Annotated in this window: 11 protein-coding genes and 1 tRNA gene; 7 read left to right on the forward strand and 5 right to left on the reverse strand. The window is 67.3% G+C overall.

Going from position 1 to position 15,969, the window contains the following annotated elements; all coding sequences use genetic code 11:
• The first annotated feature begins 76 nt into the window (after positions 1 to 76).
• The 4 genes from fixL to CFB82_RS12170 all read left to right on the forward strand — a co-directional run bounded on the left by fixL (position 77) and on the right by CFB82_RS12170 (position 6,666).
• Positions 77 to 2,593: an oxygen sensor histidine kinase FixL gene (fixL, locus tag CFB82_RS12155; RefSeq protein WP_069248365.1), complete on the forward strand. Its 2,517-nt coding sequence runs from the start codon at positions 77 to 79 to the stop codon at positions 2,591 to 2,593.
• Complete coding sequence (fixJ, locus tag CFB82_RS12160; RefSeq protein WP_006493245.1) at positions 2,590 to 3,228, forward strand: oxygen response regulator transcription factor FixJ; 639 nt, start codon at positions 2,590 to 2,592, stop codon at positions 3,226 to 3,228. Before fixL ends, fixJ begins: the two co-directional genes overlap by 4 nt.
• A 239-nt stretch (positions 3,229 to 3,467) precedes the next feature.
• A complete protein-coding gene (folD, locus tag CFB82_RS12165; RefSeq protein ID WP_089484255.1) occupies positions 3,468 to 4,328 on the forward strand; it encodes a bifunctional methylenetetrahydrofolate dehydrogenase/methenyltetrahydrofolate cyclohydrolase FolD in 861 nt (286 codons plus the stop codon).
• 250 nt (positions 4,329 to 4,578) lie between these two features.
• Positions 4,579 to 6,666 (forward strand): M3 family metallopeptidase, encoded by a 2,088-nt coding sequence (locus CFB82_RS12170; RefSeq protein WP_089484256.1) that lies wholly within the window; start codon positions 4,579 to 4,581, stop codon positions 6,664 to 6,666.
• Between the two features lie 60 nt (positions 6,667 to 6,726).
• On the opposite strand, the gene dinB is transcribed toward CFB82_RS12170, so the two are convergent.
• On the reverse strand, positions 6,727 to 7,890 hold the full coding sequence (gene dinB / locus CFB82_RS12175) for a DNA polymerase IV (protein WP_089484257.1): 1,164 nt from the start codon (positions 7,888 to 7,890) through the stop codon (positions 6,727 to 6,729).
• A gap of 177 nt (positions 7,891 to 8,067) precedes the next feature.
• Between dinB and CFB82_RS12180 the strand changes: the two genes are divergently transcribed.
• Complete coding sequence (locus CFB82_RS12180; RefSeq protein ID WP_089484284.1) at positions 8,068 to 8,760, forward strand: aspartate/glutamate racemase family protein; 693 nt, start codon at positions 8,068 to 8,070, stop codon at positions 8,758 to 8,760.
• A 297-nt stretch (positions 8,761 to 9,057) separates the two neighbouring features.
• Complete coding sequence (locus CFB82_RS12190; RefSeq protein ID WP_089484258.1) at positions 9,058 to 9,861, forward strand: DUF3472 domain-containing protein; 804 nt, start codon at positions 9,058 to 9,060, stop codon at positions 9,859 to 9,861.
• 97 nt (positions 9,862 to 9,958) lie between these two features.
• Here the strand turns inward: CFB82_RS12190 and CFB82_RS12195 are convergent.
• Positions 9,959 to 10,035 (reverse strand) — tRNA-Met (locus CFB82_RS12195).
• A gap of 183 nt (positions 10,036 to 10,218) precedes the next feature.
• Here CFB82_RS12195 and xth point away from each other — a divergent pair.
• On the forward strand, positions 10,219 to 10,995 hold the full coding sequence (gene xth / locus CFB82_RS12200) for an exodeoxyribonuclease III (RefSeq protein WP_089484259.1): 777 nt from the start codon (positions 10,219 to 10,221) through the stop codon (positions 10,993 to 10,995).
• Positions 10,996 to 11,018: 23 nt separating this feature from the next.
• Here the strand turns inward: xth and CFB82_RS12205 are convergent, their stop codons facing one another.
• From CFB82_RS12205 to glnL, 3 genes are all read right to left on the reverse strand, one after another.
• Positions 11,019 to 13,133, reverse strand: a complete 2,115-nt coding sequence (locus tag CFB82_RS12205; RefSeq protein WP_089484260.1) for a prolyl oligopeptidase family serine peptidase — start codon at positions 13,131 to 13,133, stop codon at positions 11,019 to 11,021.
• A gap of 89 nt (positions 13,134 to 13,222) precedes the next feature.
• The gene (gene ntrC / locus CFB82_RS12210) at positions 13,223 to 14,740 is read right to left on the reverse strand and encodes a nitrogen regulation protein NR(I) (RefSeq protein ID WP_089484261.1); all 1,518 of its coding nucleotides are present in this window, start codon (positions 14,738 to 14,740) and stop codon (positions 13,223 to 13,225) included.
• Positions 14,741 to 14,786: 46 nt separating this feature from the next.
• Complete coding sequence (gene glnL, locus CFB82_RS12215) at positions 14,787 to 15,929, reverse strand: nitrogen regulation protein NR(II) (protein WP_069248373.1); 1,143 nt, start codon at positions 15,927 to 15,929, stop codon at positions 14,787 to 14,789.
• Positions 15,930 to 15,969: the final 40 nt, after the last annotated feature.

A 15,969-nucleotide genomic window follows, 5' to 3' on the forward strand; every position in this document is an offset into this window, starting at 1 on the left:
CGGCTGAACAAATCCGTTTCCGTTCAACATATCCGGTATAGGTTTTCCATGTATTGCGCTGCGCTACAATCCTGCCATGTTGACCGATCGGCTTTTCGCACGCTCGGCGCGACCGTCGGGCCCGCCGGCGGAGTCGCAGCCGTCCCGTTGGCACCACGGACCGTGGTGGTCCAATTCCTATTTGCTGACGCCCCTGCTGTCGATCCTGGTGTTCCTGGTGGTGATGAGCCTCATCCTGTGGAGCCTCAATCGCCGCGAACAGCAGCAGCAGGAAGACACCCTCTTCCGTAACGTCGCGTGGGCGCAGCAGCAGATCCGCCTGTCGATGACGGGCGCGCAGGAACAACTCCAGGCGCTGTCGCGCGATCTCGCCTCCGGCCGCCTCGACCAGAACGCGTTCCAGATGGCGGTCGCGGACGTGATGCAAACGCATCCGGAAATCCTCTACCTGAACTGGTACACGTCGCCCGGCGTGCAGCGCTGGCCGACCGTGCATCCGCCGCTGCTCGGCCAGCGGCTCGCGAAGCCCGGCGAAGCGCAGATGCAGGACGCCGTGCGCGGCGCGTACGACGAGGCGCGCAGCACGCGCCGCCAGGCGTATTCGCCGCTGATCTACGACGACTTCGGCAACGGCTTCATCACGCTGCAGACACCCGTGATGCGCGGCGACCGCGAGTACCTCGGCTCGATCGCCGCGGTGTTCTCGGTCGAAGGCATCCTGAAGCACGACATCCCGCAGGAGTTGTCGTCGAAGTACAAGATCTCGATCACCGACGCGAACAACCGCGAGCTGTCGTCCACGTCGACGCGCCCGCGCCTGCCGCGCGACTCCCACTACGACCTGCCGCTCGATCCGCCCGGCCAGGGGCTGACCGTGCGCGTGTACGCATTCCCGCAGCTCACGAACCTGACCAACAACACGCTCGTATGGCTCGTCGCAGGCCTGTCGTGCTTCGTGCTGTGGAGCCTCTGGAGCCTGTGGAAACACACGCGCCAGCGCTTCGAGGCGCAGCAGGCGCTGTACGCGGAAGCGTTCTTCCGCCGCGCGATGGAGAACTCGGTGCTGATCGGCATGCGCGTGCTCGACATGCACGGCCGCATCACGCACGTGAACCCCGCGTTCTGCCGGATGACGGGCTGGGACGAAACCGACCTCGTCGGCAAGGTCGCGCCGTTCCCGTACTGGCCGCGCGACGCGTACCCGGAAATGCAGCGCCAGCTCGACATGACGCTGCGCGGCAAGGCGCCGAGCTCGGGCTTCGAGCTGCGCGTGCGGCGCAAGAACGGCACGCTGTTCCATGCGCGCCTGTACGTGTCGCCGCTGATCGACAGCTCGGGCCGCCAGACCGGCTGGATGTCGTCGATGACCGACATCACCGAGCCGAAACGTGCGCGCGAGGAACTCGCGGCCGCGCACGAGCGCTTCACGACGGTGCTCGAAAGCCTCGACGCCGCGGTGTCGGTGCTGGCCGCCGACGAAGCCGAGCTGCTGTTCGCGAACCGCTACTACCGCCACCTGTTCGGCATTCGTCCGGACGGCCATCTCGAGCTGTCGGGCGGCGGCTTCGACCGCGCGCAGGCATCGTCCGACTCGATCGACATGGTCGACGCGTTCGCGGGCCTGCCGGCCGCCGCGCTGACGAGCAGCACCGCCGATGCGCAGGAGGTGTACGTCGAGAGCATCCAGAAATGGTTCGAGGTACGCCGGCAGTACATCCAGTGGGTGGACGGCCACCTCGCGCAGATGCAGATCGCGACCGACATCACGACCCGCAAGAAGGCACAGGAACTCGCGCACCAGCAGGAAGAGAAGCTGCAGTTCACGAGCCGATTGATGACGATGGGTGAAATGGCGTCGTCGATTGCTCACGAATTGAACCAGCCGCTCGCCGCGATCAACAACTACTGCTCGGGCACGCTCGCGCTCGTGAAGAGCGGCCGCGGCACGCCGGAGACGCTGCAGCCCGCGCTGGAAAAGACCGCGCAGCAGGCGCTGCGCGCGGGGATGATCGTCAAGCGGATCCGCGAATTCGTGAAGCGCAGCGAGCCGAAGCGCCAGCCGGCGCGGGTCGCGGACATCGTCGCCGACGCGGTCGGGCTCGCCGAAATCGAGGCCAGGAAGCGCAGGATCCGGATCGTCACGGAAATCCTCGCAAGAATGCCTATTATTTATGTCGACCCCGTGCTGATCGAGCAGGTGCTCGTGAACCTGATGAAGAACGCGGCCGAGGCCATGGCCGACGTGAAGCCGGCGTCGGTGGACGGCGTGATCCGCGTCGTCGCCGACATCGAGGCGGGCTTCGTCGACATCCGTGTGATCGACCAGGGCCCGGGCGTCGACGAAGCAAGCGCCGAGCGCCTGTTTGAACCGTTTTACAGCACCAAGTCCGATGGCATGGGCATGGGGCTGAATATCTGCCGTTCGATCATCGAATCGCATCGGGGGCGTCTGTGGGTGGTCAACAACGTCGAGCCGGATGGCCGCATATCCGGCGCAACGTTCCACTGCAGCCTGCCCATTGGGGAACCCGCTGATCTCGGCCAAGGGGGGCGCGAGGCATCGGCATCACATACCGTTACGGGAGAACTATGAATAGCCCTGTCACCACCACTCAGGAAACCGTCTTTGTCGTCGACGACGACGAGGCCGTACGGGACTCGCTGCGCTGGCTGCTGGAGGCGAACGGCTATCGCGTGCAATGCTTCTCGAGCGCCGAGCAGTTCCTCGATGCCTACCAGCCTGCCCAGCAGGCCGGACAGATCGCGTGCCTGATCCTCGACGTCCGGATGTCGGGCATGAGCGGCCTCGAACTGCAGGAGCGCCTGATTGCCGACAATGCCGCGCTGCCGATCATCTTCGTCACGGGTCACGGCGACGTGCCGATGGCCGTCTCGACGATGAAAAAGGGTGCGATGGACTTTATCGAGAAACCGTTCGACGAAGCGGAGCTGCGCAAGCTCGTCGAGCGGATGCTCGACAAGGCCCGAAGCGAAAGCAAGAGCGTCCAGGAACAGCGTGCCGCGAGCGAACGCCTGTCGAAGCTGACCGCGCGCGAGCAGCAGGTGCTCGAACGGATCATCGCGGGCCGCCTGAACAAGCAGATCGCCGACGATCTCGGCATCAGCATCAAGACGGTCGAAGCGCACCGCGCGAACATTATGGAAAAGCTCAACGTCAACACGGTGGCCGACCTGCTGCGCCTCGCGCTGTCGAAGAAGCAGGCCTGAGCGAGCGCCGGGCCGCGGCAGCGCTGCCCGCCCGGCCCGCAGCCAGTCCTGGCCGCCCCGCGCGATGCGGCCCACTCGCGCGGCGGCGGCCTTTCTCCCGGCGCGTGAGCGCCGCGGCCATGACGCTTCCTGCTTATTCGTTGTCGGACGGCGGCAGGCGAACGGTATAATCGCGTGCTTTGCTGCGACGCTTCGGGCGCCGCACGACCGCATTCCAACTTCCCGGCAGGACCACCACCATGACAGCCCTCCTCATCGACGGCAACGCCCTTTCGAAGACCCTGCGCGCACAGGCCGCCGAACGCGCCGCCGCCCTGACCGCACGCGGCCACCAGCCCGGTCTCGCGGTGATCCTCGTCGGCGCCAACCCGGCGAGCGAAGTCTACGTGCGCAACAAGATCAAGGCGTGCGAGGACAACGGCTTCTTCTCGCTGAAGGATGCGTACCCGGACACGCTGTCGGAAGCCGATCTGCTCGCGCGCATCGACGCACTGAACCGCGATCCGAAGATCCACGGCATCCTCGTCCAGCTGCCGCTGCCCAAGCACATCGACAGCCACAAGGTGCTCGAGGCGATCGCGCCGGAGAAGGACGTCGACGGCTTCCACGTCGCGAACGCGGGCGCGCTGATGACCGGCAAGCCGCTGTTCCGGCCGTGCACGCCGTACGGCGTGATGAAGATGTTCGAAGCGCACGACATCCCGCTGCAGGGCGCGAACGCGGTCGTGATCGGTCGCTCGAACATCGTCGGCAAGCCGATGGCGATGATGCTGCTCGACGCCGGCGCGACCGTGACGATCTGCCACAGCAAGACGCGCGACCTCGCCGCGCACACGCGGCAGGCCGACATCGTGGTCGCCGCGGTCGGCAAGCGCAACATCCTGACCGCCGACATGGTGAAGTCCGGCGCGACGGTGATCGACGTCGGCATGAACCGCGACGACGCGGGCAAGCTGTGCGGCGACGTCGACTTCGAGGGCGTGAAGGAAGTGGCCGGCCACATCACGCCGGTGCCGGGCGGTGTCGGCCCGCTGACCATCACGATGCTGCTGATCAACACGATCGAAGCCGCCGAGCGCGCCGCCGACGCGGCCGCCTGAGCCCCTGCCCCGTTCAGCCGGCGCGCGGTTCCGCGCGCCGGCGCCTTGCCGCCCTCGCCGGCCGCATCCTGTCGGCCGCGCCACCCGACGCTCCATCCCGCCGCATTCGACCCCACACCAATCGCGTCGTTAGAAACTAACGATTGGAAAGCGCGCGATGCGCCCCAATAATGTCGATATCGGGCGCCGCATTGCCTTGCGCGCCCTACCCTTTTCACTCCGGTTCATCCGGCAACAGACAGGGAGTCTTATGTCCGCCAGCGCCAACACCAACCCGCTGCTCGATTTCTCGGGCCTGCCCCGCTTCGGCGAGATCCGCCCGGAACACGTGACGCCCGCGCTCGACACGCTGCTCGATGATGCCAACCGTGCGGTCGAGACGGCAAGCGCAGCCGCGACGCCGGCAACCTGGGCTGCAGTCGTCGAGACGGTCGAGCGCGCGACGGAGCCGCTCGGTCGCGCGTGGGGCATCGTCGGCCACCTGAACGCGGTTGCCGATACGCCCGAACTGCGGGCCGCCTATGGCGAGAACCTGCCGCGCGTGACCGAATTCTGGTCGAGCGTCGGCCAGAACCTCGCGCTGTACGAGAAGTACAAGGCGATCGCCGCAAGCGCCGAATACGCAACGCTGTCCACCGAACGCAAGAAGATCCTCGACAACGCGCTGCGCGATTTCCGCCTGTCGGGCGCCGAGCTGCCCGAGGACCAGAAGCCGCGCTTCGCCGAACTGCAGGAACAGCAGGCCGCGCTGTCGAAGGCATTCTCCGACCACGTGCTCGACGCGACCAACGCGTACGCGTATTTCGTGCAGGACGAGGCCGATCTGGCCGGCCTGCCCGGCGACGCGATCGAGGCCGCCCGCGAAGCCGCGCAAAAGGATGCCAAGGAAGGCTGGAAATTCACGCTGCACTTCCCGTCGTACTTCCCGGTGCTGCAATACGCCGACAACCGCACCCTGCGCGAGACGCTCTACCGCGCCTATGCGACGCGCGCATCGGAACTCGGGCCGCAGTACGGCGACGGCAAGGCCGAATGGGACAACACGGCGATCGTCGCCGATGCGCTGAAGCTGCGCCGCGAAGAAGCGCTGATGCTCGGCTTCCGCAACTTCGCCGAAGTGTCGCTCGCGCCGAAGATGGCCGAATCGCCGCAGCAGGTGATCGCGTTCCTCGAGGATCTCGCGACGCGCGCGCGCCCGCACGCGGACAAGGACTGGGACGAGCTGCGCACGTTCGCCGCGAAGGAACTCGGCCTCGCCGAACTCGCGCCGTGGGACGTCGCATTCGCGGCCGAAAAGCTGCGCCAGCAGCGCTATGCGTTCTCGGAAAACGAGGTCAAGCAGTACTTCCCGGAGCCGGCCGCGCTGAAGGGCCTGTTCACCGTCACCGAGACGCTGTTCGGCGTGCAGATCAAGCCGGACGACGCGCCGGTGTGGCACAAGGACGTGCGTTTCTTCCGCGTCGAGAACCGCGACGGCTCGCTCGTCGCGCAGTTCTATCTCGACCTGTACGCGCGCGAAGGCAAGCGCGGCGGCGCATGGATGGACGACGCGCGTTCGCGCGCGAAGCGCGGCAGCTCCGTGCAGACGCCGGTCGCGTATCTCACCTGCAACTTCTCGGCGCCGGTCGGCGGCAAGCCCGCGTGCTTCACGCACGACGAAGTCATCACGCTGTTCCATGAATTCGGCCACGGGCTGCACCACATGCTCACGCGCGTCGACGAGCTCGGCGTGTCGGGCATCAACGGCGTCGAATGGGATGCCGTCGAGCTGCCGTCGCAGTTCATGGAAAACTTCTGCTGGGAATGGGACGTGCTGTCGTCGCTGTCGTCGCACGTCGACACGGGCGCCACGCTGCCGCGCGAGCTGTTCGACAAGATGATCGCGGCGAAGAACTTCCAGAGCGGGCTCGGCACGCTGCGCCAGATCGTGTTCTCGATGTTCGACATGCTGCTGCACGTCGACTTCGACCCGGCGGGCGCCACCGGCGTGACCGAATTCGCGCGCGAGATCAACGAGCGCTATCACGTGATCCCGCAAGCCGCGTTCTCGCGCTGGCCGAACACGTTCAGCCACATCTTCGCGGGCGGTTACGCGGCCGGCTATTACAGCTACAAGTGGGCCGAGGTGCTGTCGGCCGACGCGTATGCGGCGTTCGAGGAAGCGGCGGCCGCGAGCGGCAGCGTGCTCGATGCGGCGACCGGCACGCGCTATCGCCGCGAAATCCTCGAGGTCGGCGGCAGCCGCCCGGCGATGGATTCGTTCAAGGCGTTCCGCGGCCGCGAGCCGCAGATCGATGCGCTGCTGCGCCACAACGGGATGGCCGCGCCCGCGCACTAAGCGCGCCGCCTGGCCCTTTCCGCTGCATGGAAACAAAGCACCGCTTCGGCGGTGCTTTTTTCATGGTGCCGGCGACGCGTCGTCGAACAGCGAGAACTGCCCGTGGCGCTCGGCCGTATCTTCGTCGATACGCACACCGACGCCGAGCAGACGCACCGCCTGCGCCCGCCGTTGCAGCCCCTTCGCGAGCAGCGTGACGGCCGTGTCCGCATTCGTCGCATCGGCCACGCACTCGACCGTCGTGCGCTGGAAATCGGCAAAGCGGATCTTCACGTACAGCTTGCGGATCGAGCGCGCCGCGCCCGCCCGTTCGATCCGCGCGTCGAGCTGCACGACGAGGCGGCGGATTTCGTCCGCGCACTGCTCGAGCGTCGTCAGGTCGGTCACGTAGGTCGTCTCGACGCTGACCGACTTGCGCTCCTGGTCGGCCTGCACGCGCCGCTCGTCGATCCCGCGCGACAGTTCGTACAACCGCCGCCCGAACGCGCCGAATTCACGGTGCAGGTCGATCAGCGGCCAGTCGCGCAACTGCGCGCAGGTCTGGATGCCGAGCCGGTCGAGCCGCGTGGCCGTCACCTTGCCGACGCCGTGCAGCTTGCGCACCGGCAGCGCCGCGACGAACGCGTCGATCTCGTGCGGCCGCACGACGAACAGCCCGTCGGGCTTGTTCCAGTCGGACGCGATCTTCGCGATGAACTTGTTCGGCGCGACGCCGGCCGACACGGTCACGCCAACCGTGTCGAACACGCGCTGGCGGATCTCACGCGCAATCAGCGTCGCGCTGCCCTGGCAACGGTCCGACCCGCTGACGTCGAGGTACGCCTCGTCGAGCGACAGCGGCTCGACGTCCGGCGTGTAGTCGCGATAGATCGCCATGATTTGCCGCGACGCCGCGCGGTACTTGTCCATCGCGGACGGCAGGATCAGCAGGTCCGGACACTTGCGCATCGCCAGCGCCGACGACATTGCCGAATTCACGCCGTAGCGCCGCGCCTCGTAGTTGCAGGTCGCGATCACGCCGCGCTGGTCGGGCCGGCCGCCGACGGCGAGCGGCCGGTTGCGCAGCGACGGGTCGTCGCGCATCTCGACCGACGCGTAGAAGCAGTCGCAGTCGCAATGAATGATCTTGCGCATGCGCGGCGGCGCGTCGCCGGGCGGCGACGCGTGCGGATCGGCAGGCGGGATGGTGGTCGGGTTCACGGTGTCGATACTGTACAAAAACACAGTGCCGGTTTCAACCGCCGCGTACGTCCGGGGCCGGCCGTCCGCACCGGCCGTCCGCAACCGGCCGTCCGCAACCAACTGCGCCGTACCGGCCCGGTTTGCGCGGACCGTACCGGCCGGGCACGCGCAGCGGCACCTATACTCGTCTGCCGCGATACACGAAACGCAAAGGTGAAGATGAAGACGATCGGTCTGATCGGCGGCATGAGCTGGGAATCGTCGGCAGAGTACTACCGGATGATCAACCGGCACTCGAAGGCATTGCACGGCGGGCATCACAACGCGAAGAGCGTGCTGGTCACGGTCGATTTCGCGGAGATCGAAGCACTGCAGCGCACGCACGACTGGGCCGCGCTCGGCGAACGGATGGCCGACGCCGCGCGGCAACTCGAAGCGGCCGGTGCCGATCTCGTCGTCCTGACGACGAATACGATGCATCGCGTGCACGACGCGATCGAAGCCGCGGTGACGCTGCCGTTCCTGCACATCGCCGATCCGACCGGCACTGCGCTGCGCGATGCGGGCGTCGAGCGCGTCGCGCTGCTCGGCACGCGCTACACGATGGAGTTGCCGTTCTACGCGGAGCGGCTGCGCGAGAAGTTCGGGCTCGACGTGCTGGTGCCGGACGAACGCGGGCGCGACGACGTGCACCGGATCATCTACGACGAGCTGTGCCACGGCATCGTCTCGCCGGAATCGCGCGCGACCTATGTATCGATCATCGACGGACTGGCCGCGCGCGGCGCGCAGGCCGTGATCCTCGGCTGCACGGAAATCACGCTGCTGATCAGTGCGGACGACTCGCCGCTGCCGGTATTCGATACGACCGCGCTGCATGCGAAGGCGGCCGTCGAGTGGGCGGCGCGCTGAACGACGCGTGCCATCGCGTAGCAGCGACCGTCGCCGGATGGCATCGCCGCATTGTTGCGCACGCGGCGATTCACTCTCCCGGCTTGCGCGTCGCCGCCCGCCCGACTCCGTGCTCTCGCCCGTGACACGGGCCCGGCACGAGCGCCCCGCGAATCGCGCGACTCGGTTCGCGCGGGCGCGCCGACTCGACTGGTTATCTATTGGTAATAAAGTGACCTCAAATTGGTATGCGGGCAGCGCCGCCGCAATCGACGCTGCTCGTCGCGGTCTCTTTTTCCACCAACAGGAATCAGGAACATGAAAAAGCTCAGCATCGTATTCGGCGCGCTGCTCGCCGTGTCGGCCACGCTCAACGCGCACGCCGACCCCACCATTACCGCATCGGCGGCCACGACGCCCAAGGACGGCTTCGATCGCATGACGTGGGACATCACGCCCGAAGTCGTGCCGGCCCAGGTCAACGCCAGTTACTACTGGGCCAACCAGTTGTCGTCGCAACACGGCGGGCACCCGATCTACACCGGCATCCAGCCGCGCACGCAAGGCAGCAACGTGGTGATCTTCAGCGCGTTCGGCACCGGCACGGCGCCGCTGTCGGCGAATTGTCGCAGCGGCGCCGACGGCGGCTCCGGCACGTCGTGCTCGATCGCCTACCCGTGGAAAACCGGCCACGCCTATCGGCTGCAGGTCACCGTGACGCAGGCCAATCGCAGCGACGGGCGCTCGACCGTCGACGGCTTCATCACGGACGTCGCCACCGGCGCCACGACGCCGACGGGCAGCATCGCGATACCGACGGACTGGGGCGGCCTGGCGAGCTCGGCTTATCTGTTCGACGAATATTTTCCGTTCAACTCTGCGTCGAAGGACCCGATGCAGCGGCCATGCGTGCCGTATGCACGCTACATGACGTCGCTGCCGCATTTCTATCTGAAGGATGTGGACTACCCGACGACCGAGCGGTCGATCAGGCTGAGCGCGGGGAAGGACAAGTGCGCGGTGATGTCGGGCACGCCTAACGCGCGGGCCACGCTGGTCAACACGACGACCTATCTGTTCGAGAACGGCTTCCTGCCCGGCAGTCCGGGCGCGCCGAAATAACGGGCGGACGCGGAAAACAAAAAACCCGGCACGAAGCCGGGTTTTTCGTAGACGAAGTGCGCATCGGTCACTTGCGCTGCACATCGCCTAGTGTGCTTGGTTGCGGGGGTAGGATTTGAACCTACGACCTTCGGGTTATGAGCCCGACGAGCTGCCAGACTGCTCCACCCCGCGTCAGAGAAATAAATTATAGGGTGAGGAAGTACTCACGTCAATACTTTTGTCACAATTTCTTCTCGGTTCATCGAAACGGCCGCGCGCGGCGCCTCCCCCGCCCCGCACGAAGCGCGCGTTCGCGCCCCGTGCTCGCGGTAAGATGGCGGCCTTCGTATTCACCCCGCACGCACACTCCCGTTCATGAAAATCGCCACCTGGAACGTCAACTCGCTCAACGTCCGCAAACAGCACGTGCTCGACTGGCTCGCGCAAAGCGGAACCGACGTGCTTTGCCTGCAGGAACTGAAGCTGCCGGACGAGAAATTCCCGCGCGCCGAGCTTGAAGCGGTCGGCTACCGCAGCTGGTTCACGGGCCAGAAGACCTACAACGGCGTCGCGATCCTCGCGCGCGACACGCTGTCCGTCGACGAATCGGACGTCGTGCGCAACATCCCCGGTTTCGACGACCCGCAGCAACGCGTGGTCGCCGCGACGGTCGACGGCGTGCGCATCGTGTCCGCGTATTTCCCGAATGGCCAGGCGCCCGACTCCGACAAGTTCGTCTACAAGATGCAATGGCTCGACGCGCTGCAGGCATGGATGCGCACCGAGCTGCAGCGCTACCCGAAGCTCGCGCTGCTCGGCGACTACAACATCGCGCCGGAAGACCGCGACGTGCACGACCCGGCGAAATGGGAAGGCCAGAACCTCGTGTCGCCGCAGGAGCGCGCCCACTTCGCGCAACTGATCGAGCTGGGCTTCGTCGACGCGTTCCGCCGCTTCGAACAGCCGGAGAAGACCTTCACGTGGTGGGACTACCGGATGATGGCGTTCCGCCGCAACGCGGGGCTGCGCATCGACCACGTGCTGCTGTCGCCGGCGCTCGCGGAAACCTGCACGTCGTGCGAAGTCGATCGCACGCCGCGCACGTGGGAACAGCCGTCCGACCACACGCCCGTCGTCGCGGTCGTCGGCTGATGTCCTGGGCACCCCGCGCGCGTTCAGCGCCGCGCGGGCGCCGGCCCGAGATGGGCCCACAGGAACCCGAATTCGGCCGCATCGGCCTCCGCGCGTTCCAGATCGTCGGCGCTGCCGTGGCCGCCGTCGGTGTTCTCCCAGTACCACACCCGTTCATGACCGAGCGCCTGCATGCGCGCGGCCATCTTGCGTGCGTGCGCCGGATGCACGCGGTCGTCGCGCGTCGACGTCGTCAGCAGTAGCGGCGGATACGTGACGCCTTCGCGCACGCGGTGATACGGCGAATATGCGGCCAGCGCCGCCCCTTCGTGCGGATCGTCCGGATCACCGTACTCGTCGAGCCAAGCGGCGCCCGCGTGCAGCTTCGGATAACGCTGCATGTCGAGCAGCGGCACGCGGCAGAGCACCGCGCCGAACAGCGCCGGCCGCTGCACCATGCACGCGGCGACCAGCAGCCCGCCGTTGCTGCCCCCCTCGATGCCGAGCTGCGCGGCGGTCGTCACGCCGGTCGCGACCAGATCCTCGGCCACCGCGATGAAATCGTCGAAGGAGCGCTGGCGGTGTTCGCGCTGCGCATCGACGTGCCAGCGCGGCCCGAACTCGCCGCCGCCGCGGATGTGCGCGAACGCCATCACGCCGCCGCGCTCGAGCCAGCCGATACCGAACGCATCGCTGTAGCCCGGCAGGTTCGGAATCGCAAAGCCGCCATAGCCCGACAGCAGGCACGGCCGCGCGACACGCGCGGCGCCGTCGGCCACGTCGAGCGCATCGCGCGGCCCGATCAGCGTGTACGGCACCATCGTGCCGTCTTGCGAACGCGCGCTCGCGCGGCGCACGACGAGCCCGGCCGCGTCGAACTGCACCGGCGGCCGGTCGAGCAGCACGCGGCGCGACGGCGCATCGTCCGCGCGATCGGCAAGATCAGCCAGCCAGCATTCGGGCGGATCGAGATACGTGTCGACGTCCACGTAAATCTCGTCGTTCAGCGTCGACTCGACGGGCTCGACGTCGATTTGCGCATCGCCCGGCCCCGGCCACTCGAACGGCCGCGCGTCCCACGTCCACGTACCGTCGTCGGCCTGGCTCGGCTGCCACAGCATCGTGCGATTGTGCACGTCGTCGAGCCAGCTCGCGATCAGCGTCGTGCGCGTGTGCGTCCACGTGCATGCGGACGTCGACGGTTGCGGCGCGAACAGCGTCGTGAGTTCGCGCGACCCGGCCAGAAACGCCTGCTCGCGGATCGCGAGCAGCGAGCCGCCCGCATGGCGCACGCCGTCGCAATCCCAGTCGAGGCGCGGCTCCAGCATGAGCCAGCCTTCCCAGAATCCGACCTCGACGTGGGTCGGTACGTCGTAGCGCACCCACTCGCCCGTCTCCGTCAGGCGGTACGCATGTGCGTCGAAGAAATCGACGCTGCGCCACGCGACGTGACGGTTGTCGATCGGATCGTATCCCGCACCCGCGCTGATGTCGTCGGGTTCGCCGCGGAAGACGACGGGCGCATCGGCGAGCGCGGTGCCACGCACCCAGCGCCGCGCTTCATACGGATAGCCGGCCGCGGTTGCGTGCGCTTCGCCGCGATCCCAGCTCACGTAGACGGTATCGCGATCGATCCAGCCGACCGTGTGATGTCCCGGCTCGTCGATCGTGAAGCCGCCGTCGACGAAACGGCGTTCGACGAGATCGAATTCGCGCACGACGACCGCGTCGGCGCCGCCCGGCGACAGCGACAGCAGCGCGCGATCGCCGTCCGGATACAGGATCGCGTCCTGCTCGAACACCCACGACTCGCCCTCCTCCGCACCGAGCGCGTCGACGTCGAGCAGCGTTTCCCACGCCGGTTTTCCCGCGCGCCAGTCGTCCCAGCGCGTGCGGCGCCACAGCCCCTTCGGATGAAGATCGTCCTGCCACAGGTCGTAGGCCCAGTCGCGCCAGCGGGTCGGAATCACCGGGCGCTCGCGCGGCAGGTACGCTTTGGCGAGGCGCGCCGTCAGCGCGCGATACGCGTCGTCGTCACGCAGCGCGGCGCGCGTGCGCGTATTCTGCTCGTCGACCCACGTGCGGGCGCGCTTGCTGTCGAGCGCTTCGAGGAAACGGAACGGGTCGGCCCCGGCGGGCCAGCGGAAGGAATCGGACATTGAGGATCGGCGGAATGGCAAACGACGTGCAAACCGCGATTATGTCCGATCGCGGCATGCGCGACGCCCGCGCATGCCGCAAATCGTGCTCAGGGCTCCAGATGGAGTTCCTGGATCTTGCGCGTGATCGTGTTGCGGCCGATGCCGAGCCGCTCCGCGGCCTCGACCTTGCGGCCGCGCGTGAAGTCGAGCGCCTCACGGATCACGGCCGCCTCGAAGCGGCGTGCGAGTTCGTCCATCACGTCGGCCGAGTTCTCGCGCAACAGCCGTGCGACCTCGGTACGCAAGCCATGCTCCCAGACCGGGTAGCCAGCCGGCGCGCCGCCGTTCGGCGCCGCCCCGACGGGTGCGGACGCCACCGCAGCGACACCGATCGCCGGTTGCGCAAGCGCCGTCTCGCCACCGCTGCCGCGCGCATCCGCACCGTCGCCCGTCGCAACCACCGGCGCACCGGCCGGCACGAGGTCGGGCGGCAGGTCCTTGATCTCGACCGTCTGCGCGGGCGCCATCACGGTCAGCCAGTTCGCGAGGTTCTCGAGCTGGCGCACGTTACCGGGAAACGCCAGCGACGTGAGGTAAGCCAGCGCTTCGTCGGACACGCGCTTCGGCTCGACGCCGAGATCGCGTGCGCTCTTCTGCAGGAAGTGGCGCGTGAGCAGCGCGATGTCCTCGCTGCGTTCGCGCAGCGGCGGCAGGCGCAGCCGGATCACGTTGAGCCGGTGGTAAAGGTCCTCGCGGAACAGCCCCTGCCGCACGCGCGATTCGAGATTCTGGTGCGTCGCGGCGATCACGCGCACGTTCGCGCGCAGCGGGTTGTGCCCGCCGACCCGATAGAACTGCCCGTCCGACAGCACGCGCAACAGGCGCGTCTGCAGGTCGAACGGCATGTCGCCGATTTCGTCGAGGAACAGCGTGCCGTTCTCGGCCTGCTCGAAGCGGCCCTGCCGCGTCGTCTGCGCGCCGGTGAACGCGCCGCGCTCATGGCCGAACAGCTCGGATTCGAGCAGATCCTTCGGAATCGCCGCGGTGTTCAGCGCGATGAACGGCCCGTTCGCACGCGGGCTGTGACGGTGCAGTGCACGCGCGACGAGCTCCTTGCCGGTGCCCGATTCGCCGGTGATCAGCACGGTCGCGGCCGAGTGCGACAGGCGGCCGATCGCGCGGAACATGTCCTGCATCGCGGGCGCCTGGCCGAGCATCTCGGGCGCCTCGGCCACACGCTCGTCCTGCGGCGCGCCGCCGCGCAGGCTTTCTTCCACCGCGCGGCGGATCAGCTCGACCGCCTTGTCGACGTCGAACGGCTTCGCGAGATATTCGAACGCGCCGCCCTGGAACGCCGCGACGGCGCTGTCGAGATCGGAGAACGCCGTCATGATGATGACGGGCAGGCCCGGCAGGCGCTCGTGCATCGCCTGCAGCAACTCGAGGCCCGAGCCGCCCGGCATCCGGATGTCGGATACGAGCACCTGCGGGGTCTCGTGGTCGAGCGCGGCCAGCGCGTCACGCACGTTCGCGAAGCTCTTCGTCGCGAAGCTGTCCCGGGCGAGCGCCTTTTCGAGCACCCAGCGGATCGATTGGTCGTCGTCTACTATCCAGATCGGCTTCATAGGTCGGTCAGATATTGGTGAATCTGGTGAATCGCCATGCTGCCGCTCAATGGTCGAGCGGCAGCAGGATCTGAAATTCGGTACGTCCGGGCCGGCTTTCGACCTCGATCATCCCGTCATGCTGCTGCACGAACGTCTGCGCGAGCGTGAGGCCGAGGCCGCTGCCGTCATCGCGCCCGGACACGAGCGGGTAGAAGATCCGGTCGCGGATTTCCTCCGGAATGCCGGGCCCGTTGTCGATCACGTGCAAGTCCAGTGCCAGCCGGTACAGGCGCTTCGCGATCGTCACCTTGCGCGCGATGCGCGTGCGCAGCTCGATCTTCGCGTCGCCCTGCGCGATGCGTTCGCGCAGCGCCTGCGCGGCGTTGCGCACGATGTTGAGCAGCGCCTGGATCAGTTGCTCCTTGTCGCCGCGCAGGTCCGGCACGCTCACGTCGTAGTCGCGCTCGATCGTGAGCCCGCGCGGGAATTCCGCGAGCATCACCGCGCGCACGCGTTCGCATACTTCATGAATGTTCACGTCGCCGACGATGTGCGGGTGCCGGTGCGGCTCCAGCAACCGGTCGACGAGCGTCTGCAGGCGGTCGGACTCCTTGATGATCACCTGCGTGTATTCGCGCAACTCGCCACGCTCGCGCTCGCCGAGCTCGAATTCGAGCAGCTGGGCTGCGCCGCGAATGCCGCCGAGCGGGTTCTTGATCTCGTGCGCGAGGTTGCGGATCAACTGCTTGTTGACCGCGGTCAGGTCGTGGATGCGCTCCTCGCGATCGGTGCGCGACTGCCGCTCGTTCTCGAACAGCTCGACGAGCACGAAATCGGGCGCGGTCTCGAGAAAGCCGACGATCGCGTGCACATGCAGCGGTTCGCGGCCGGGCCGGTCGAGCACGGTATCGAGGTGCGTCGCGTGAAAGCGTTCCTCGCCGATCGCGGTGATCGTCGATGCCAGCTCGTTCGCATTCGGAAAAATCTCGCCCCACGGCCGCTGCGCGAGCTGCCGGCGCGAAATGTCGAGCATCGCCTCCGCAGACGGATTCGCGAACGCGATCCGCAGCGTCTTGCGGTCGAGCACGATCACGACCGTCGGCAGCGCTTCCAGCCCCGCCAGCAGGCCCGAGCGTGCGAGCCGCTCGTCGTCCGTCAGTCGCTCGGGCTGCCCCGTTCTCGCCTTGATCAGATTCTTCAGAACCATCTGCGTGCTTGTCGCGCCTCAACGGGCCAGAAAAGGAAAA

The organism is Burkholderia sp. HI2714, assembly GCF_002223085.1.
Classification (GTDB): Bacteria; Pseudomonadota; Gammaproteobacteria; order Burkholderiales; family Burkholderiaceae; genus Burkholderia; species Burkholderia lata_D.